18 protein-coding genes and 1 tRNA gene are annotated in these 20,155 nt (G+C 73.3%); 11 read left to right on the forward strand and 8 right to left on the reverse strand.

From position 1 onward, the window contains the following. Window positions 1-15: 15 nt before the first annotated feature. Window positions 16-1,158: an acyl-CoA dehydrogenase family protein gene (locus tag OO48_RS18310; protein WP_033217487.1), complete on the reverse strand. Its 1,143-nt coding sequence runs from the start codon at window positions 1,156-1,158 to the stop codon at window positions 16-18. 159 nt (window positions 1,159-1,317) lie between these two features. Between OO48_RS18310 and OO48_RS18315 the strand changes: the two genes are divergently transcribed. Further along, entirely contained in the window at window positions 1,318-1,914 is a 597-nt protein-coding gene (locus OO48_RS18315) for a TetR/AcrR family transcriptional regulator (RefSeq protein ID WP_081952207.1), read from the forward strand. A gap of 28 nt (window positions 1,915-1,942) precedes the next feature. On the opposite strand, the gene OO48_RS38395 is transcribed toward OO48_RS18315, so the two are convergent. Next, a complete protein-coding gene (locus tag OO48_RS38395) occupies window positions 1,943-2,101 on the reverse strand; it encodes a hypothetical protein (protein WP_157845485.1) in 159 nt (52 codons plus the stop codon). Between the two features lie 180 nt (window positions 2,102-2,281). Between OO48_RS38395 and OO48_RS18320 the strand changes: the two genes are divergently transcribed. The 5 genes from OO48_RS18320 to OO48_RS18340 all read left to right on the forward strand — a co-directional run bounded on the left by OO48_RS18320 (window position 2,282) and on the right by OO48_RS18340 (window position 8,103). After that, window positions 2,282-2,815: a hypothetical protein gene (locus tag OO48_RS18320; RefSeq protein ID WP_157845486.1), complete on the forward strand. Its 534-nt coding sequence runs from the start codon at window positions 2,282-2,284 to the stop codon at window positions 2,813-2,815. Window positions 2,816-2,890: 75 nt separating this feature from the next. After that, on the forward strand, window positions 2,891-4,003 hold the full coding sequence (locus tag OO48_RS18325; protein ID WP_081952208.1) for a glycoside hydrolase family 16 protein: 1,113 nt from the start codon (window positions 2,891-2,893) through the stop codon (window positions 4,001-4,003). Window positions 4,004-4,288: 285 nt separating this feature from the next. Then, a complete protein-coding gene (locus tag OO48_RS18330) occupies window positions 4,289-4,807 on the forward strand; it encodes a SigE family RNA polymerase sigma factor (RefSeq protein WP_033217489.1) in 519 nt (172 codons plus the stop codon). A gap of 64 nt (window positions 4,808-4,871) precedes the next feature. Then, window positions 4,872-5,858, forward strand: a complete 987-nt coding sequence (locus OO48_RS18335) for a hypothetical protein (protein ID WP_033217491.1) — start codon at window positions 4,872-4,874, stop codon at window positions 5,856-5,858. A 91-nt stretch (window positions 5,859-5,949) separates the two neighbouring features. After that, window positions 5,950-8,103 (forward strand): AAA family ATPase, encoded by a 2,154-nt coding sequence (locus OO48_RS18340; RefSeq protein WP_051732276.1) that lies wholly within the window; start codon window positions 5,950-5,952, stop codon window positions 8,101-8,103. A gap of 40 nt (window positions 8,104-8,143) precedes the next feature. Here the strand turns inward: OO48_RS18340 and OO48_RS18345 are convergent, their stop codons facing one another. The 4 genes from OO48_RS18345 to OO48_RS18355 form a co-directional block, all read right to left on the reverse strand. After that, window positions 8,144-9,793, reverse strand: coding sequence for a hypothetical protein (locus OO48_RS18345; RefSeq protein WP_033217493.1), 1,650 nt, complete (start codon window positions 9,791-9,793; stop codon window positions 8,144-8,146). Window positions 9,794-9,945: 152 nt separating this feature from the next. Beyond that, a complete protein-coding gene (locus tag OO48_RS18350) occupies window positions 9,946-11,775 on the reverse strand; it encodes a flavin monoamine oxidase family protein (protein ID WP_051732277.1) in 1,830 nt (609 codons plus the stop codon). Window positions 11,776-12,011: 236 nt separating this feature from the next. Next, complete coding sequence (locus OO48_RS38400) at window positions 12,012-12,149, reverse strand: hypothetical protein (protein WP_157845487.1); 138 nt, start codon at window positions 12,147-12,149, stop codon at window positions 12,012-12,014. A gap of 140 nt (window positions 12,150-12,289) precedes the next feature. Further along, complete coding sequence (locus tag OO48_RS18355) at window positions 12,290-15,925, reverse strand: DUF4132 domain-containing protein (protein ID WP_033217498.1); 3,636 nt, start codon at window positions 15,923-15,925, stop codon at window positions 12,290-12,292. 562 nt (window positions 15,926-16,487) lie between these two features. Here OO48_RS18355 and OO48_RS18365 point away from each other — a divergent pair. The 5 genes from OO48_RS18365 to OO48_RS35240 all read left to right on the forward strand — a co-directional run bounded on the left by OO48_RS18365 (window position 16,488) and on the right by OO48_RS35240 (window position 19,196). Continuing rightward, a complete protein-coding gene (locus tag OO48_RS18365) occupies window positions 16,488-17,015 on the forward strand; it encodes a DUF6879 family protein (RefSeq protein WP_033217502.1) in 528 nt (175 codons plus the stop codon). After that, entirely contained in the window at window positions 17,012-17,842 is an 831-nt protein-coding gene (locus OO48_RS18370) for a helix-turn-helix domain-containing protein (protein WP_033217504.1), read from the forward strand. The genes OO48_RS18365 and OO48_RS18370 overlap by 4 nt, the downstream gene beginning before the upstream one ends. Before the next feature lie 257 nt (window positions 17,843-18,099). Further along, the gene (locus tag OO48_RS41345) at window positions 18,100-18,342 is read left to right on the forward strand and encodes a DUF7848 domain-containing protein (protein WP_033217506.1); all 243 of its coding nucleotides are present in this window, start codon (window positions 18,100-18,102) and stop codon (window positions 18,340-18,342) included. A gap of 82 nt (window positions 18,343-18,424) precedes the next feature. After that, on the forward strand, window positions 18,425-18,667 hold the full coding sequence (locus tag OO48_RS18380; protein ID WP_033217508.1) for a DUF397 domain-containing protein: 243 nt from the start codon (window positions 18,425-18,427) through the stop codon (window positions 18,665-18,667). A 76-nt stretch (window positions 18,668-18,743) separates the two neighbouring features. Next, window positions 18,744-19,196 (forward strand): hypothetical protein, encoded by a 453-nt coding sequence (locus OO48_RS35240; RefSeq protein ID WP_051732278.1) that lies wholly within the window; start codon window positions 18,744-18,746, stop codon window positions 19,194-19,196. A gap of 62 nt (window positions 19,197-19,258) precedes the next feature. Here OO48_RS35240 and OO48_RS18390 read toward each other — a convergent pair whose 3' ends face one another. Both OO48_RS18390 and OO48_RS18395 read right to left on the reverse strand, forming a co-directional pair. After that, complete coding sequence (locus tag OO48_RS18390) at window positions 19,259-19,462, reverse strand: hypothetical protein (RefSeq protein ID WP_157845488.1); 204 nt, start codon at window positions 19,460-19,462, stop codon at window positions 19,259-19,261. A 503-nt stretch (window positions 19,463-19,965) separates the two neighbouring features. Further along, a tRNA-Leu gene (locus OO48_RS18395) sits at window positions 19,966-20,053 on the reverse strand. Between the last annotated feature and the right edge of the window lie 102 nt (window positions 20,054-20,155).

The following is a 20,155-nucleotide window of genomic DNA, read 5'->3' on the forward strand; positions in this document are numbered from 1 at the left end:
GAACAGGGGGTCGGGTCAGTGGGTGGCGAACTGGCGGCTGATCACCAGTCGCTGGATCTGGTTGGTGCCCTCGAAGATCTGCATGATCTTGGCCTCGCGCATGTAGCGCTCGACCGGGAAGTCCCGGGTGTAGCCGTAGCCGCCCAGCACCTGCACCGCGTCGGTGGTGACCTTCATCGCGGCGTCGGTGGCGACCAGCTTGGCGACGCTGGCCTGTCGGCTGAACGGGCGGCCCAGGTCGCGGCGGCGGGCCGCGTCCAGGTAGGTGGCGCGGGCCGAGTCGACGGCGGCGGCCATGTCGGCGAGCAGGAAGCCCAGGCCCTGGTGGTCGACGATCCGGCGGCCGAAGGTGGTGCGCTCGTTGGCGTACGCGACGGCGTGGTCCAGCGCGGCCTGGGCCAGCCCGGTGGCGCAGGCCGCGATGCCCAGTCGGCCCGAGTCGAGCGCGGAGAACGCGATCGGCAGGCCCTGGCCCTCGGCGCCGATCAGCCGGTCGCGCTCCAGCAGCGCGCCGTCCCAGTAGGCGGCGGTGGTCGGTACCGCGTTCAGGCCCATCTTCTCCTCCGGCGGGCCGAAGGTCAGGCCCTCGACCCGTCCGGGCGCCAGGAAGCAGGACACCCCGTGCGGGCCGGGCGCGGTGCGGGCGAACAGCGCGTAGAAGTCGGCCTTGCCGCCGTGGGTGATCCACGCCTTGGTGCCGGTGATCCGGTACCCCTGCTCCACCGGCTCGGCCCGGCAGGTCAGCGCCGCCGCGTCCGAGCCCGCGTTCGGCTCGGACAGGCTGTAGCCGCCCACCAGCTCGCCCGCCAGCATCCGGGGCAGCCAGCGCTCCCGCTGCTCGGGCGTGCCGTAGGCGGTCAGCGGGTGGCAGGCCAGGGTGTGCACGCTGGTGGCCACCGCGACGGCCGCCCAGCGGGACGCCAGCTCCTCCAGCACCTGCAGGTACACCTCGTACGGCTGCCCGCCGCCGCCGAACTCCTCCGGGTACGGCAGGCCCAGCAGCCCCGCCTGCCCGAGCAGCGCGAACAGCCCTTCCGGGTAGCGCTCCTCCTTCTCGTGGGAGGCGACCTTGGTCGCGAGCTCCCGATCGGCGAGATCACGGGTCAGCGCGATCAGGTCCGCGGCTTCCTCGGTGGGCAGCAAGCGATCCACGGCCATGTTCCGGCTCCAAGCGGTACGCGAAGCGGTACGTCAGTACCGGTCAGCGTAGCGCAGGGTGCCCCGGCGCGGGGAGGGGACGGCATCGGGCAGCCGGCGGGGAGGGGCCCGGTACGGGCGAGCAGCGGCCCGGTCGGGGCCGACTGTCATACTGGCCGGGTGATCGACCGCGCAACCGCCCCCCAGCCCACCGGACGGGGCGCAGCGCGCCGCAGCGCGCTCTTCGAGGAACTGGTGGCGCTGTTCGTGGCCGAGGGCTTCGCCCACTTCACCCTGGACGACCTGGCCGCCCGCCTGCACTGCTCCAAGCGCACCCTGTACGGCCTGGCCGGCTCGAAGGAGCAGCTGGTCCGCGCGGCCGTGGTGCACTTCTTCCGGGAGGCCACCGCCCGGGTCGGCGCCGCCCTGGCCGCCGAGACCGACCCGGCCGCCCGGCTGGCCGCCTACCTGCGCGCGGTCTCCGCCGAACTCGCCCCCGGCTCGGCCCGGTTCTTCGACGACCTGGCCGCCTTCGAACCCGCCGCCGAGGTCTACGGCCGCAACACCGGGGCCGCCGCCCGCCAGATCCAGCAGCTGATCGACGACGGCGTCGCGGCCGGCGCCTTCCGCGAGACGCACGTGGCCTTCGCCGCGGACGTGATCAGCTCGGTGATGGTGCGCATCCAGCAGCGCCGGGTCGCCGAGGCCACCGGCCTGGCCGACGCCGAGGCGTACGGCCACCTCGCCGAACTGCTGCTGCACGGCCTGCTGCGCTGAACCCGGGCGGACCGGCCCGGGGCGGAGGTCAGCCCTCCCGCGCGGCCACCGGGTCGGGCGCCGAGCCGTCCTCCTCGACCGCCGGCGGATCGCACAGCGGGCAGCGGCCGTCCTCGCGGACCCTGCCGCACTCCTCGCAGACCAGGTTCAGGAAGCAGGCGGGCTCGCCGCCCTCGGTGTGTTCCATGCCCCCAGTGTGCCGCGCCCCCCGTCACCCCGGAACTCGTCACCGAATCGTCCTTTCGGATGGTCCGACCCATGTCCGCCGCACGGGTTCTTGCCCGCGCGCGGCGGTGCGCCGCCACCCCTCACCCGCGAGAACGGTCGATCCTGCCGGGAGTTGACGACGACGGGAGGCGGTTGAACGGTGAGCATCGGTCGGCGCGGTTGGTGGCGCATCGGCATCGCGGCCGCATTGTGCGTGGCCGGGACCGGAACGGCGGCGGTGGCGTCCGGAGTGGCGCCGCTCGGCGGACGCGCGCAGGTCGGCGCGGACGAGCAGCGGGCCCCGGACGGCGAGGACGGCCTGCAGGTGGTGAACGTGACCGTGGACCGCACCGGGGTGCGCGGCCTCACCGTGGTGCGGGCCCTGGTGGCCAACCTCGGCCCGAACGAGACCAGCCGGAACTTCAAGACCACGGTGCGGCTGCCCAAGCGCGTCACGGTGGAGGGCAGGGTCTTCCCCGACAACTGCCAGTACGACGACGCGCGGCGCGAGTTGACCTGCGACTTCCGCAAGGGCCTGACGCTGCGCCGCACCGCGACGGTGCTCCTCCCGCTGCGGATCGCGGACGACGTCCGGGCCGGTGAGCGGCTGTCCGGCGGCGCGGTCTCCGTCCTGGACCCGGACCGCCCCACCCGGACCGTCCCGACCCGCGCGTTCACCATCGACGTCGAGTAGCCCGGTGCCAGGCAGCCGCCGTCCGGCCTCCCCGTTCCTCCCGTCTCTCCCGTTTCGACGGCCGATCGGAGCTCCGTGTCCCTGCCCCGCCGCGTAGCGCTGTTGTCGCTGCTGCTCGTCGTACCGCTGCTGCCCGCCGCGCCGGCCTCCGCCGCGCCGCGGATCCAGCAGCGCAGCCTCGCCCCCACCAGCGCCCTGCCGGACACGCCGGTCGCGGCGACGCTCTCGGTCGGCTCGCTCTCCACCTGCGTCACCGTCGACGAACTCGGCGTCGGGGTGCGGGACGCCGACCAGCAGAACCTGGACTTCCCCGGCGCCGCCGCCGACGTGCGGATCTGCCCGGAGGGGTACGTCCTGACCACGGCCGCCCGGAGCTTCCCCGAGGGCACCTACACCGAGTTCGGCTGGTACCGGACCGGCACCGAGTACCACAACCTGCCGAGCAAGACGCTGACCGTCAGCAAGTCCGTCACCCCGCCGTCCCCGCCGCCGGTCCCCGCCGGCCGGCTGGTGTTCGACGAGAACTTCACCGACCCGCCGCAGCTCGGCACCACCTGGAACGCCACCACCGCCAGCGCGTACCGGTACGGCAACCACAACCCGGACGACGACAAGCTCGACTGGCTGCAGCCCGGCGCGCTGAGCACCCGCGACGGCGCCAACACCTTCACCGCCACCTCCGGCGCCAACCGGCTGGAGAACGGCAAGCAGTCCTGGGACACCGGGCTGCTCACCACCGAGAACACCCAGCAGGGCTTCCAGGTCCGTCCCGGCGACTACGCGGAGGTCCGGCTGCAACTGCCCAGCGGGTACGGCGCCTGGCCCGCGCTGTGGACGTGGAAGGACAGCGGCAACGAGATCGACTCCTTCGAGTACCACCCGGACAACCCGAACCTGCTGGAGCTCTCCAACCGGATCAACAGCGCCGGCACCTACTACACCGACGCCGACGAGATCCACCCCGGCGCCTGGGTCACCATCGGCGTCCACTACGGGGCGTACAACAACGACTGGTACGTCAACCACAAGCTGGTGTTCTCCGACCACACCGGCACCGGCCCGAACTGGAGCGCCTACCTGATCCTCAACCTGTCGATCTGCGCGGGCTCCTGGCACCCCTCGCCGACCGACGACAACGCGATCAGCACGGCCGCGGACTACCTGCGGGTGTGGCGCCCCCGGGCCTGAGCGAGGCGCGCACCCCGCCCGCCCGGAGCAGGACTGGCCCCGGCGCGGGACGTTCGTATCCGCAACCGAACGGTGGTGCACGCCAACGGACTTGACCCGGCCCCGGTATCGTCGACCCGACGACCGGGGCCGTCCGGCGGCATCCACGGGGGACGGAGCCTGACGCCCGGCAGGCCCGCCGCCGATCACCGTTATGGAGTCTTTACCTTCAGGGCGAGACCTCCCGGGGCGCCTGCGGCGTGTCTTCAGGGCGTCGACGAAACACCTTTCCATCCGGGGGACCACATGACCGAGGAGCTCGGCTTCGACGAGTTCGCGGCCAGCCGGGCACGCCGCCTGTTCCACCTGGCGTACCTGATGTGCGGGGACTGGCACCAGGCCCAGGACCTGGTGCAGACCGCGCTGTCCAAGCTCTACCCGGTCTGGGGGCGATTGCGGCGCGCCGACGGCGAGGTGGGCATCGACGCGTACGCCCGCAAGGTGCTGCTGCGCTGCTACCTCTCCCACCGGCGGCTGCGGCGCTCCAGCGAGCTCGCGGTCGACGCGTTCCCCGAAGAGCCGTCGATCGGCACCCACGAGGGCAGTTCGGCCGCCCTGCGGCTCACCCTGATCGCCGCGCTGCGCCAACTGCCGCCCCGCAACCGGGTGGCCGTGGCGCTCCGCTACCTGGAGGACTACAGCCTGGAGGAGACCGCGGAGGCGATGGGCATCACCGTCAGCGCGGTCAAGAGCCTCAACACCCGTTCGATGGTCCGCCTGCGCGCCATCCTCGGCCCCGACCGGACCCTGCTGCTCCAGGACTGACCCGGCCCCGCCGCACCCGCCCGACCCGCGCGACACCACCTGCCAGTACGGAAGGCATCGGAACTTGGACCCGGACCTGGACCTGGAGCTCTCCGACCTGATGGAGACGAGCGTCAAGGACCTGTGCGTGCCCGTCGCGGTGATCGTCGCCGAGAGCGAACGGCGCGGCCGTCGCAGGCAGTTGGTCCGGCGGCTGCGGATGGCCGGAACGGCGGCGGCCGTCGCCGCCGTCGCGCTCGGGGGGGCCAACCTCGGCCTGCCGCTGGTCGAGGCCGGCCCGCGGCCCGCCACCGGCATCGCCCCGGCCGGCTCCCCGCCCGCGCCCGCGCCCTCGCCCCCCGCGTCGCCCTCGCCTTCCGACTCACCCGCCGTCTCCGCCTCGCGGACTCCGTCCGTTCCGGACGCCTCGCCCAGCTCGTCCGCGACCGCCGTCTCGGCGCGGCCACTGCCGCTGGAGGCGGCCCCCCCGCTGGGCCGGCCCGCTCCCAGCGGGAAGCTCACCGAGAAGGGCCGGCTGAACTTCGACGTCCTCAACGTGCTGGATGACCTGGAGGCGATGCAGCCGGGCATCAAGGCGAACGCCCGCCAGAGTTGGGGCCCGGACGCGGCGGGGCAGTTGTACCTGCTCTACCAGGGGCCGGGCCGCAGCAAGGGCGCCCTGCAGCTGTCGGTCCGCCAGGCGGACCGGCTCTTCCCGGTGGGGAGCGTCCAACTCTCCGAGCTGCAGAGCCAGTTCCGGTGCGGCAAGGACAGCGGCACCGCCGGCAACCACCAGGAGATGTGCACCTACGGTTTCCTGCCCGACGGGAGTTGGGAGATGGTCGAGGCGAACGACGCCATGACCCCCGGCGTCTACGGCTACCACGTCGCCGTGTGGCGGCCCAGCGGCCTGGTCGTCGAGTTCACCGAGTACTGCGGGAGGATCGACAACCGGGGCGTGGTCGTCAAGGACAACCAGAGCGAGTTGCCCTTCGACCTCACCACCTGGCGCGCCTTCGCCGAGAGCCCGAGCTGGGAGTACTACCAGCCGGTGAACGTCGAGGCGCGGTGACCCCCGCCGCCCCGCCGCCGGGAGCGGCCCCCGCCGCGGCGGACTTGTCCGACTCCCGGTCGGCCCCCGGCCGAACGCGTAGGGTGGCCGGGTGAGCGAGCAGACGCACAACGTGGTCGGCGGCCAGGCCCGGGTGGACAACCTGGTGCAGGCCCACCGCATCGACACCGTCAACGTCCACCAGGCGAGGGTCCTGGTCCACCACCCCTCCTTCGAACTCCCGCCGGAGAGCGCCCACTTCGTCGACCGGACGGACGAACAGCTCCGGATCGCCGCCGCCGCCGTCCCGGACGGCGACGGCACCCGCCCCCGGATCCTCACCGTCAGCGGCCTCGGCGGCGTCGGCAAGACCGCCCTGTGCGTCCGGGCCGGCCACCGGCTCGCCGAGCACTACCCCGACGGCGCGTACTACCTCGACCTGGACGAGCACCGGCGCGACGGCCTGCCCGACCTCGCCGCCCTCCTCACCGACCTGCTGCGCTCGCTCGGCGTCGAACAGGAGTGGCTGCGCCGCGACTTCCGCGGCCTGGTCCGCCAGTTCTGGGACCGCACCCGGGGCAAGCGCCTGCTCCTGGTGATCGACAACGTCCGCGGCGCCGCCGAGGCCGAACCGCTGCTGCCCGCCTCCGCCCGCAGCCTGGTCCTGGTCACCAGCCACGGCCCGCTGTACGACCTCGACCCGGCCGCCGAGGAGGTCGCGCTCGCCCCGCTCGGCACCGAGCACACCGTCGAACTGCTGCGCCTGCTCCTCGACGGGCGGCACCCGGCCGACGCCGACCCCGCCGCCGTCCGGGCCCTCGCCGCCGCCTGCGCCGGACTGCCCAAGGCCGCCGAGGTGGCCGGCGGACTCGCCCGCAAGTACCCGCACCGCGGCCTGGCCGCACTCGCCGAACGGCTCACCACCGAGCTGCACGACCGGGGGAGCGCGCCCGTGGAAGCCGTCTGGGACGCCGCCCACGCCGAACTCGACCCCGCCGCCGCCCGGTTGTACCACCTGCTGCCCGAGTGCCCCGGCCCGTTCGTGGTCCTGCCCACCGCCGCCGCCCTGCTCGGCCTCGACCTGCTCGACACCGAGGACGCCCTCTCCGCGCTCCGCGCCGCCGGCCTGCTCGACTACCGCTCCGGCGGCTACCGCCAGCACGCCCTGGTCCGCGCCCACGCCCGCCGCGCCGCCCGCGCCGCCGACCCCCGGGGCGCCGAACGCGCCGCCGCCCGCGTCCGCCTGCTGCACTGGCTGCGCCGCCAGACCGCCCGCGCCGACCTGCTGATCGCCGGCCCCCGCGCCACCGTCCAGGCCGAGCTGCCCCCGCTGCCCGGCGTCCCCGACGCCGACCTCGGCACCGCCAGGGCCGACGCGCTGCGCTGGATGGAGGCCAACCGGCACGTCCTGTACGGCGCGGTCGGCCTCGCCCACGACAGCGGCCGCGACGAGGACGCCGTCGCGCTCGCCGAATCGCTGTGGACGCACTTCCTCGACCACCCCCGGTACGCCGACGCCACCGGCGCCTTCCGCACCGCCGTGGCCGCCGCCGACCGCACCGGACGGCTGCCGGCCCGGGTCCGCACCCGCAGCATGCTGGCCCGCCCGCTCTGGGAACAGGGCCACTTCGCGGAGGCCGCCACCGAACTCCAACAGGCCTGTGCGCTGGCGCAGTTGCTCGACGACTCCGCCGAACACCGCCGGATGGCCGGCTCCGCGATCGACTTCCGCGGCCAACTCGCCCTGGCCAGGGGCGAATCCGCCCTCCGACAGGGCGAACGGGACGCCGCGCTGGCCGACTTCGCCGCCGCCCGCGCCGACTTCGCCACCGCCCGCGCCGTCCAGCTCGGCATCGGCAACGCGTACGGCGCCGCCCTGCAGACCTACCAGCTCGCCAAGACCGCGGCCGCCGCCGCCGACCACCCCGCCGCCGCCGAACTCTTCGCCGCCGCCAGGGCCGAGTTCGCCGCCCTGCCCGGCCGGGAGCGGATGGCCGCCCGCACCGCCTTCGGCCTGGCCCGGGCCCTGCGCGAACTCGGCCGCTACCGGGAGGCCGAACCCCCGCTCGCCGAAGCCCTGGCGGCCGCCACCGCCCGCGGCTCCAGCCACGACGAGGCCCGGATCAGCGACGAGTACGCCGAACTCGCCGACCGCACCGGCCGGCCCGAGGACGCCGCCCGCCACCGGGCCCGCGCCGCCGAACTGCGCGCCGAACACGGCGGGGAGCACGACGGGGGACCCGGCGGGGAGCCGGACGCCCGGTAGCCGGACGCCCAGTAGCCGGACGCCCGGCGGCCCCCGGGGCTCAGAACTCGGCGTCCAGCTCCGCCGACCCGGCCGTCCCCAGCTCCAGCCGGGCCGTCACCGGGCCGACCGTGCAGTCGACCACCGCCGGCAGCCCCCCGACCGGGTGCGGCTGCGCGACCAGCCAGGCGTACGCGGCGGAGACCGCCGCGGCCGGGTCGATCCGGCGGATCCGGCCGCCCGCCCGCTGCGGGGCGACGCGCAGGGCGAACGGGCCGAGCCGGCGGTGCACCAGCAGGCAGAGCTCGGCGGAGAGCAGCGCGGCCGCGACCCGGCAGGAGGGCAGCTCGTCCAGGACGTGCGCGGCCCAGCCGGCGGCCGACCAGCGGCCGGTGCCGGCGCGCCGCCACAGCACCTCGGCGCTGCGCTGCTCGGTCAGGCCCGCCGCGCCGTGCCGGGCGGCCCGGTGGTGGACCGGCAGCCCGGTGGCGACCGGGAAGCGCTCCAGCCGCACCCGCGACCCGTCCACCTCGGCGCGCACCGCCAGCGCCGCGGCCGCCGGCCGGGACACCACCGGATCGGGCAGCAGCGCCGGGGTCAGCGGCGTCCGCGGGGGCGCCAGACCGAGCAGCCGGTACAGCTCGGCGCGCAGCAGCCCCAGCGCCTCGCCGGGGCGGGCGAAGGCGTCGGCGGCGTACCGCGCCGGATCGGGGACGGCGGCCGCGCGCAGCAGCCCCGGCAGGTCGGCGGCCCCGGTGAAGCGCGGCGCGGCGGCCAGCAGCCGGGCCATCGGCGTGCCGGGCAGCAGCTCGCTCCCGCCGTCGTACCCGTCCAGGACGACGGTGCGGCCGAGCGCGGCCGCGTACAGCGCGGTCGAGCCGTGGTCGGTGAGCACCGCGTCCGCGGCGACCAGGACGGACGCCCACTCCTGGTGCGGGGAGGGCAGCAGCAGCCCGGCCCGCAGCGCCGGGCCGAGCTGCTCGGCGAGGTCGAAGGGGGTGCGGGCGCTGACCTCGTTGGGGTGCACCACCAGGGCGACCAGGTAGTCGTCCACCGGCAGGTGCAGGGCCAGCTCCAGCGGCAGGCCGTCGCGGCGGGCCAGCAGGCTCTCCGGGCCCCAGGTGGTCAGCACCGCCAGCAGCGTCCGGTCGCCGACGCCCAGCCGGCGGCGGTAGGTGTCCCGGCGGCCGGTCGACTCCCGCATCCGGTCCAGCGTCGGGTCGCCGACCACGACCGCGCGGGCGGCGGCCGGCGGGCAGAACTCGGCGAGCCGGGCGAGCTGCTCGTGGTGCCCGAGGCCGTGCAGGTCGGCCCACGGCTCGCCCGCGGCGAGCAGGTACGCCGGGTCCAGGCCGGACGGCAGGCGCGGCGAACCCTCGTCGTCCAGCGCCTTGTTGAAGCCCGCGCCGTGCGGCAGCAGTGCCCGGGCCCGGCCGGACAGGCTGGTCAGCGCGCCCTTGGGGCTGGTGGACAGGATCAGGTCGAAGTGCCTGCCGCGGGCCTCGTCGAAGTCCACCACCCGGGCGCCCGCCCGGTCCAGCACGGCCAGCGCGTCCGTCCCGAACCGGGAGCCGGGCACCAGGGTGAACCAGCGGTCGATCCGCGGGTCGCCCTCGAACACCGGCAGCACGTCCAGCAGCCGGTTCAACGCCACCGCCGAGCGGAACGCCAGCAGCACCGAGTGCCTCTGGTTCCGGCCGTGGTCAGGCATGTGCCGATGCTATCGGTGCCCGCGCGGGGCCGCCCGCCGGCCCGGCGACTGAACGCGCGTCAGGCCCGCCCCCGGGCGACCCGCCGGGCGGGCCTGAGCGCACGTCAGCACGTCAGCACGTCGGCACGTCGGCACGTCGGCACGTCAGCGCGTCAGCCGGAGGTGAGCTGGACGGCCGCCTCCACGCCGGAGGCGACCGCGCCGGAGATCCACGCGTGGTAGCGCGGCTGGCAGTGGTCGCCCGCGAAGAACAGCCGGCCCGCGACCGGGGCGGCGACCTGCGGGCCGAGGCTGAGCAACTGGCCCGGCGTCTCGATCACGGCCTCGCCGAGCGCCCAGCGGTTGCGCAGCCAGGACTGCGAGACGTGCCGGTCGGTGGCGTAGCGGCGGATCCGCTCGCCGAACAGGCCCGCCAGGTGGTCGAGCGCCTCGGTGTGCCGGTCGGCGGGGGTGAGGGCGTCGAAGCGCAGCGCGTCCTCGGCCCAGTTGTAGGCGGCCAGCACGATGCCGCCGGGCGCGCCGCCGTCGCTCGGGTGGGAGGGGAAGTAGACGAACCGGCTGGCCTCGTCCGAGACGCAGCCGCCGCCGACCGCCGCGACCGCGTCCCCGTGCGGGGCCGGCCGGTAGTCGGCGCCCAGCTTCGCCCTCCAGGTGTCCTCGTCCCACTCCCACCAGCGCTCGGTGAACTCCACCAGCACCTTGTGCGCGGTGTCGTGCTTGAGCTCGGCGATCGCCCGGCGCTTGCCGTACGGCAGGATCGGGTCGAAGTCGACGTGCCGCAGCGCCGCGTACGGCACCGCCAGCACCACCGCGTCCGCCCGGTACTCGGACCGGCCGCCGCCGACCGCGCCCTCGCACGCCTCGTCCTCGGGGCCGCTCTCCGGCTCGGCGACCACCGTCACCCCGCCGTCGCCGAGGCGCACCCGCGTGACCACCCGGCCGCGCTCGATCGGCAGGCCCTTCGCGAGCGCCTCGGTCAGCGCGTCGGTGCCCGCACTGAACTCGAAGTACGTCACCGCCGGGTTGATGTCGGACGCGTCGAACACCGAGTGCAGGAAGCCGTACGACAGCCGGCTGGTCAGGTTCTCCAGCGTGCCCACCGCCTGCACCTGGGCGTCGCTCCACCCCTCGCTCTCCTGCAGGTAGCGCAGCAGCGAGTAGCCGTCCAGGTCGTACAGCAGCCGCGCCATGCCGGTCACCCGCTGCTCGATCGGCTTGTCGCTCCAGGAGCCGTCGCCGTTCTTCACCATGGTGTACGCCCGGGCGGTGTCCAGCGCGCGGTCGAAGGCGGCGGCCGCGGTCTGGCCGCTGTCCCAGCCGAAGCTCTTGTTCACCGGGCGCGGGTCCGCCGCGTACGCCGCCTTGCTGACGGTCTGTCCGTTCACGTGCACCAGTCGGCCGCCGAGGCCCTTCGGCGCGGTGTACGCGGGCGCGGTGCCGGTGGCGAACTCCTCGCCCGTCCACGACCGGTACACCACCCGGGCGTCACCGGAGGCCAGGTCCGGATCGGGCGGGACGTCCACCAGGTGGAAGGGGCGGCGCGGCACCTTCAGGTGGTCGGCCAGCGCGAGCGTCAGCACGTGACTGGACGGGATCCGCATCGCGCCCGCCTCGGCGTGCAGCCGCGGATCCTGCCACAGGTCGCCGCGGAAGGTCTTCACCCGGCCGCCGACCCGGCTCCGGTTCGCCTCCAGCACCCGCACCTTGTGCCCGGCCGCCTGCAACAGCCGGGCGCACACCATGCCCGCCACGCCCGCGCCCACCACCAGCACCTCGCGCGCCGCGACCGGACGCAGCCGCTGACGGCCGGTCAGCAGCTTCAGGTAGTCCAGCGTCAGGTCGCGGTGGTCGGCGTCGGTCAGCAGGATCCGGCGCGCCATGGTCAGCGCCGCCTCCTGCCGCGCCGGGTCGAGCGGCGGCGGCGCCGCACCCGCCGCGCGGGAGAAGCCGGCCCCCGGGCCGGCCAGGGCGGCGGCGGTCATCGCACCACCGGAGGCAAGGAACAGTCCACGTCGAGAGATCACCCGCTCACCCTGGCAGCGCCCCGCCCCCCGACACGCTGCCTCCGCCTACGAACCAACCCCCGTCACCCCCACGGGGGCGCTCGAAGCACCCCCCGGCGCGCCCCCGCGCCCTCACCCCTCCCGGGGCGGCGTCCACGCGGGGTCGTCGTCCGGCGGCGGGGCGACCGTCCGGGTGCTGCGGACCGTCGCACCGGTCAGCGGCGGTGGGTCCGGGGGAGGACGGCGGCGAGGCCGCCGATGGCGGCGTAGTCGAGGGACCACCAGCAGGCGGCCGCCCAGGAGACGCGGGGGAGGGAGGTGGCGCAGACCAGGGCGCCGACGGCCAGCAGCATCCCCGGGTACCCCGCCAGCGCAGCACCCGTCCCCGTCGTTCTCCATGGGCACGAGTGTTCCGACCCCGCGTCACGTCCGGGTCACGGCGTCTCGGCTCGCACCCGTGCCCGCGGACGTCTCCCGGACGTCACCCGGGGCGTCACCCGGCGGTGACCTCCTCCAGGTCGGCCAGCAGCTCGGAGGCGGCCACCGGGTCCAGGTCGCCGTAGCGCAGCGGGTAGTCGCCCCGGCTCCAGTGGTCGCCGGGCTCGGAGGCCAGCCAGACCGTCTCGAAGGTCTGGTCCGGGAACTCGTCCACCATGCCCACCGCGATGCCCTCGTCGAGCTGGATCACCAGGTGGCAGTCGTCGCCGAGCCGCTTGGAGAACCAGCGCTCCACCCCGGCGTCCTGCGGCTCGCCGCGCTCCCAGCCGCGCTTGGTCAGGCCGAGCAGCCGGCCGACCGGCACGGTGCGGCCCTCGAAGCGGTGCAGCCGGTTGGCGGTGGCCTCCTCGGGCGTGAACCGGTGGACGGGACGGCCGAGTTGGGGGAACGGCTGGAGGACCTCGTAGTCGGCGAACAGCTCCGACCAGGCCGCCACCCGCTCCTCGCCCAGCAGCAGTGGGTGGGCCAGCCGGACGGTCGCGTCCGCGGGCAGCACGAAGGGCTCGTCGTCCGCGTCGGCGAAGGTGCGGTCCTCGGCGACCCGGAAGGCGGTGTCGTCGGCCGTCCAGACCAGCCGGCGGGCCAGGTGCCACACCAGCGGGTGCTCGACGAACAGCGAGGTGAACTCCTCGGCGCTCCAGGTGCGCCGGGCGACCATCGCACCCTCCAGCCGGCGGATCTGGTCGCCCGCGACGGTGCGCGCGTCCTTCTTCAGCGCGGCGAAGCGCTTGCGCTCGGCGGGGGCGAGCTCCTGGTCGTCGCGCACGCCCGGCACCGGCAGGTCCTTGCGCCGCTTGCCGTCACCGTCCAGCACGAACGGGCGCAGCTGCTCGTCGAAGCCGACGGTGAACCGGCGCGGCCCGTAGTCGATCACCGTGGTGCCCTCCGGGTCCAGCCCCAGGTCGGGCACCAACCGGTCCGCGAGCTGCTCGGCGGTCAGGCCCAGGCCCTCCGCGACCTCGGCGATCTTCTCCTGGGCACGGGCCCGCAGCGCCTTGAACTTCACCCGCTGGGAGATGCCGTGCAGGTGCAGCAGCGCCAGGTCGGTGCCGATCGCGGCCAGCACGTCCAGGCCCTCGACGGCCCGCTGGTGCGCACCCCGGCCCGGCCACTCCCGCACCACCGGGGTCAGCCGGCGCACCGTCGTGTCGTCGCCCAGCACCCCCAGCGCGTGCAGCGTCCAGCTCTCCTTCGCGGGCATCCCGGCCTGCTGCCACTGCTCGAACAGCGCCCACCCGAACGCGGCCAGCCCGTCGGCCCGGCAGGTCTCGGCCACCACCGCCAGCCCGGGGTACGGCACTCCCGGCCGGGACAGCGCCAGCATCGTCAGCACGTGCCGCACCGCCTCCGCCGGCAGCGCCGCCGCAGGCCCGTCCGAAGGCCCGCGCAGCAGCAACTGCGGCAGGACGGCGGGCTGCGCCCAGACCGGCAGCACCGGCATCCGGACCGGCAGCGCGTTCTCCAACGGGTCGGCGGCCAGCACCTCGGCGACCAGCTCCGCCGCCTGGGCGCCGTAGCGGGCGTCCACCGCGGCCGGCAGCTCCGCCCCGCCGGTGTCCCCGGCGACCAGCCGCAGCGCCCGCTCGGCCGCGTCCCGCTCCCGCCCGGCCGGGCCGACCGCGTCCGGGACGAGCAGCAGCGCGCCCGCCACCTGGTGCCGGGCGAACCACGAACGGGCCGTCGCGTGAACCGACTTGAGCCGCACCAGGCCGTCCGCCAGCAGCCGGGCCGCCCGCACGTCGAGGTAGGGCAGCAGCAGCGAGGAGAGCGCCGCGGGCTGGGACCGGGCGGCGTGCAGCGCCATCGGCAGCGCCGCCGCGCCGTACCTGGCGACCACCGCCGGCAGGTACTCCGTCCCGCCCCACAGGTCGTCGGGCCGCCACTCGGCGAGGGCCGGGGCCAGCACCTCCGCGGGGCCCTGGGTCAACAGCCGGGTCGGACGCCAGAGGCCGGAGGTCCCGGTCAGCGCCTTCCGCGCCTCGACGGCCCAGTCGGTGTCCGCCGGGTACCGCCACGAGCTGTTGAAGCCGACCTCGGCCCAGCGCTCCCGCTCACCGGCCCGCCAGACCAGGCGCACGTCCTCGTCCGGCCGCAGACCGTCGAGCACCCGCACCGCGCGGCGGGTGCGCGGCCGCGTCCACGGCGGCGAGACCAGCAGCGGCGGCAGCGCCTCCGGCCCGGCCTCGGGCGCCTGCGGGCGGGCGCCGTCCAGCTCCGCGACCAGCGCGGACGCCGCGGCGTCCAACCGCGGCAGGACCAGCGGCAGCAGCTCCCGGTGCAGCAGGACGTGGGTGTTGAGCAGCGCCCTGGCCGTCGCCCCGTCCCGGCCGCCGCCCGCCACCACCTCGGCCAGCAGCCGCGCCGCCCGCACCGGGTACCGCCGCGCGGCCTCCAGCAGCGCCGGGCGGACGTTCTTGTCGTCCAGCCCGCCCAGCAGCAGCCGGAAGGCGTCGTCGGTCGGGAGGAAGGCCAGCGCGGCGGCGAGCTCCCTGGTCGCGTCCGACCCGTGCGCCCGCGCGAACCCCGCGCCCAGCAGCGGGGCGCAGGCCGCGCCGACGCCGTCGGCGACGGTAGCGACCAACTGCGGCGTCCAACCGTTCCAGGCCGTCCAGGGGTCGCGGACGAACGCCTCCACCTGAGCCGGATCGTCCAGGGAGTGCAGCAACTGCAGTTGGAGCTGCGACTTGTCGTCGCCGTAGCCGGGCATCTCCGCGAGGCACTCGTCCAGCCAACCGGGCACGCCCGGGGCCAGGTAGGAGGCCAGCGCCCGGCGCCGGGGGGTGTTCCGGCGCTCGGCGATGACCGCGAGGGCCTCCCGGTACTCCGGCTCCGGCGCGGCGGCGAGCAGCCGGCGCACCCGCTCGTCGGCCGGGAGCGACAGCTTCCCGTAATAGAGCGGGCCGGTGGTCCGCGGGCGCAGCGCGATGTCCGAGACCACGTGCCCGGACTGCTGGTAGTGGGTCTCCACCGCGTCCCGCTCCAGCAGCGCGCGCACCGCGAAGGGCAGCCCGTGCCGGGCCGTCCAGACCTCGGCGAACAGCGCGTGCTCCGCGGGCCCGGCCTGCCACGGGGCCGGCAGCATGCTCGCCACCGCCGCCGCGCCCACCGCGTCCGGCGCACCCTCCAGGTAGGCGCGCGCGGCCCGCACCAGCTCCGGGTCGGAGGCCGGGGCGTCCAGCACCCGCTCCACCCAGTCGCCGCGGTCGGCGATCCGCCGCCGCTCCCGCTCCAGCGCCTCCGGCCCGGGCCACGACACCTCCGGCGCCCGGCCCCCGCGCCGCGGCACCGCCGCCCGCCGCCAGGCGTCGGGCAGCACGAAGGCGTCCTCGTCCGGCAGTTCACCCACCTCGGCACCCTCGGCCCGCGCCACCGGCCCGGCCTGCGGCACCCCGGCCTGCGGCACCCCGGCCGCGACCGCACCGTCCGCCGCCACCTCCGCGTACCCCTTGCGCTCCTTCTCCGCGACCTGCTTGGCGAAGTGCGCCCGCGCGGCCTCGGCTGAGGCCAACTCCTTGACCTGCTCCCGCCCTCCGGTCCCGACGCGGCCGTAGCGCACCCGCACCGCCGCGCCCTCGACCGCGCCCTCCCAGAACTTCGCAGAACCGCCCCCGACGAACTCCCAGTGCCGCACAGCCCACTCCTCCGCGCCCTGACCACCCGATGATCGACAGCGGAACCCTAACGACGGCCCCCGACACCCCCGCCCCGGTGTCCTGAAACGCAGAAAGACCCCAGATCGGCCGGGGTCTCATGCTGACGTCCGAGGTCAGTTCTGACCTGCGGAAACGTGCTTCTGCTGCCTCCGTCGGCGGTCCCTGGCTTGGTCGCGCTACCTGGCGTTTCTCGCCGCTTCTGGCCGCTGTTGGTCATGCGTTGGTCACGTGACCATCGGCCGCGCTGGCTCGCTGAGACGTCGGTGTCGGGTCAGTTTCCAGTAGCGGAAACCCTGACCTCTTGCGTCCGTCTGATCGAGGCCGGGAGGATCAAACTCGACAGCGGAGCCGGCAGAGGGGGCACGGTGCTAGTCCGAAAGCTGATCAGCTCTTGTGACGATGGGGACTGTCCGACGCTGTACGTGACCGACCAGGGCACTCTGCTGGTGCAGGGGGCGACCCCGGCCGACCATGGTCTGAGGTTGCCTGCCCACGAGACCGTGGTCGAGATCCCGATCGAACTCATCCGAAAGGCCATCCGTGACCAGCTCATCTAGGACCCTCGCGGAGTGGTTCGAGACTTTCGAACACGATGCCTTTCGACTCGAAACCCTGGATGACTACAGCCAGTCAGGTGGAATCGACGCGTATCATGCTTTCCTCGCAGGCGATTCACAGCCGGATTCGTACAAGTCGGCTCCGTGGGTCGATACGGTTCGAAGGGCGACTGAGGCCGGAAAGCGCATGTACCGAGTCCACATTCTGTCTAGACCGCTAACGCCGTACCTCCGGTTCGAGCTTGGCTGGGGATACCAGAGGAACGCGGCGGCCGGCGAAGAATTCTTCATTCTCGACACTACCGAGCAGGGAAACCCCATCCCTGATGCTCCGGACTTTTGGCTGTTCGACGGCCGAGCGGTCGGAGCCATGGCCTATGACAGTGAGGGTAAGTACCTCGGGGCTGAATTCGTTGACGCTGATCGTATCTCCGAATTCCTCGCGTACCGTGACACCGCGCTGGCGCACGCTGAGCCGTTCGCCGGATGGTGGGCTAAGCACGGCGAGTGAATAGGACCGATCTTGGGGCCGCGCTGCGGGCACTGCGAGAGGCATCCGATAAGGAAGCCAAAGCGGTTGCCCGTGGCGCACTCATGTCCCCGAGCAAACTCAGCAAGATCGAGACCGGGAAGGCTCCGGCCGGTGTCGTTGACGTTGAGCGCATCCTCACGGCCATAGGGGTGTCCGAAGAGGTCAAGGCCAAGTACATGGCGGCGGCCCGCGCGGCTGCTACCGAGGCCACTGCGTGGCGCCTCTTCCGCCGGCTCGGCTACCACAGGAAGCAACAGCAGATCCGGGCCCTGGACGAGTCAATGGGGTCGCTGAAGCTATTTCAGCCGTCGTTGATTCCCGGCCTGTTGCAGACTCCGGAATACGTCCGAGCCGTGCTTGCTCGAAAGGATCTCGCAGAGGAAACCCTCGCCAAGACCATTTCCGCAAGGCTTGAAAGGCAGCAGGTCCTCTACGACTCCGGCAAGCAGCCCCAGTTTATTATCACGGAATCAGTGCTGCGTTGGCGTCTTCTGCCGCCCCCGATGATGGCCGGGCAATTGGACCGCATTGTTTCACTCTCCAGGCTGCCGAACGTTGACATTCGGATCGTCTCGCTAGCCGCAGATCAAGTAGACGTTCCGGGGCACTCGTTTGTCATTCGGGACGACCGGATTGTAACGGTCGAAGCCGTTCACGCCGAGATCGTGGTGACCGATCCCAGGGACGTGGCTGTCTATCTCCAGAAGTTCGAAGGCTTCGCTCGAACGGCAGTATCGGGTGACGCGCTGCGTAGCCTGATCGAGGGCATCCGGGATGACTTCTTGCGGCAACAGGAAACTGCCTAGGGCGGCGCAGATCCGGGCCGTAGCTTGGTCTCCCACCTGACGGACCTGAGAGCCACGGGGAGCCATCGAATGCCTGCCACAGAGCCGGACCAAAGGCGGCCCAGCCGCACGACGAACAAGCGATGCGCCGAATGTGCACGGCTGGCTGAACAGGCCCAGGCCGCAGTGCTGACGGTTGACCGCTCGCGGCTGTCCGATGTGCGGGTGTTGGAGCGTCGCCACCGCGACGAGGCGCACGGCACGCAGGAGTGCGCGGCATGACCCGGGCTGTGTACCGCTTCCGGAACTACACGATGTCCAGGGACGAGACAGCCGCTCCGACCTACGAGGCAACGTGCGTCGCGGGCGAGGACACCGACTGTGGAGCAGCGTCCGGGGAACACCTCGCCCCCACGCCGGTCGAGAAGTGGATTGCTGAGCACACCCGAGACACGACACACACTCGCTACCGGCGCACGTTCAGCGACTACACCGACGTGCAGCCCGATCAGTGGCTCTGAGTACCGGGCATCTCGCAAGACTTCCGCCCACCTCTTGGGCGGAGATCGGCCGTCTTCGGCCACGTACACAGGAGGTAGCACTATGGAGCGCATCGACCTGTACGAACTCCCGATCGGAACGCTGGAGTTCCGCCGTGCCTGCGGTGGCAACCAGGGTGGCGGGGACGACACCGAGACGTGCGTGACGCTCGCCCCGATCCCCGGTTCTCCCGGAGCGTACGCCCTGGGCGACAGCAAGCGGCCCGACCGTGAGCCGCTGCTCTTCACCGCCGACGAGCTGAGCGCCGCCGGGATCGACCCGGCCCGGTTCGGCCTGTCGGTCTAACCGCCGAGACAGCCCCGGTCGGCCACACCCCCGTTTCGGCCGGCCGGGGCTCACCCGTTCCCCGAGGAGAGGCGCAGTGCAGCAGCACATTCACGGCTACTGGTGGACCGGTCGAGGTCAGGACCTTGCGAGTGAGGAAGGGCGGCGGCCCGAGCATCCGGAATTCGATCCCAAGCACCCGAGCATCGCGGAGCGGAAGCGGCCTGTGCTGTTGTTTCGGCATGACGATAGGCCACCGCTGATGGTCCATCACTGGTTGCTCAAGCCAGTCCGCCCACACGAGACCTTTCGGGCGCCCAAGGAAGCGGCTGACTGGATGGCCGAGGAGTGGCGGACATCCGGCGCCGAGGCGGCCGACTACCTGTCCACGGCGGTGCGCAGAGACGGGGCGGAAGATCAGTTGGAGCAGGGTAACGACGTGGTGTGGTCCCTGTGGCTGCTGTCCGGCGCCGTCGTCTACCGGGCCTGCGTGTCGTGTCCGCCTCGCGGCGTCCACGGCCCTGTGGTGCCGTGTCCGATCGGCCTGTAAGTGGGTGTCGCCGAGAAGGGGTCAGCAAGTGGAGATGCCCCGGCCGATCGGCCGGGGCCTTGTCACTGAGCCGGTGGTGGAGACGGGTTTTGGGCGTGGATACGCGCCTTCTCAAGGTCGGCTTGAATCCTCTGGCGCTCCGTCTCGGCCTCGATCTCCCGCCACTTCGTCTCCGCATCCAGCTCATTCTTGCGAGCACTGACCTGGATGGTGTCTCTGACCGCAGCCACGATTTCGCGCCACAGGGACACGAGTTCCTGGCTCAACTCGGGCCTGGCACCTCGCTCGATCGCTCGGGCCGCATGACTCCTCTCGGCCGCAGTCTCGATCTGCCTGGGTGCAGGCTTGCGAGTGTGGACTTCCGGGAGCCTCGTTGGCTTGTCTGGCACGCAATCAGAGTAGGGGTTGCTCGGGACAGGTAGCCCAGAAACGACGAAAGGCTCCCGGCCCGAAGGCCGGAGCTGCTTGGATCGTTCGTCACAGCAGGTCAAGGAACGGGTTGCGGGGCATTGCGAATTCCTGCGGTCGGACTGTCGGTGCGGGTATCTGCCTGGACATGGGTGCGGGCGTGCTCGCGGCCTTCGGGGCGCGCCGGTAGCTCTTCAGACGGATGACCGGGGCCGGGGCCCGCAAGCTGGCCGAGAGCAATGCCAGCCGGATCGGCCTGTCTTCCCTGGTCTAGCAGGGGATTCGCTGGGCTGTTGGTCACGTGGTTGGTCACGCCACAGCCTGGAAAAGCAAAAAACCCCAGATCAACTGGGGTCTTAGCTGGTGTCCGAGGGGGGACTTGAACCCCCACGCCCGATAAAGGGCACTAGCACCTCAAGCTAGCGCGTCTGCCATTCCGCCACCCGGACCGGGTGTCGTCCTCGCGGGGTGCTCCCCGCGCTGACACCGACAACAGTAGCAAAGATCGACTGGTAGACCCAAAACCGGGGGCGGGGGCAAGGGGGTGAGGG

It is taken from the genome of Kitasatospora phosalacinea, from assembly GCF_000716545.1.
Lineage (GTDB): Bacteria > Actinomycetota > Actinomycetes > Streptomycetales > Streptomycetaceae > Kitasatospora > Kitasatospora phosalacinea.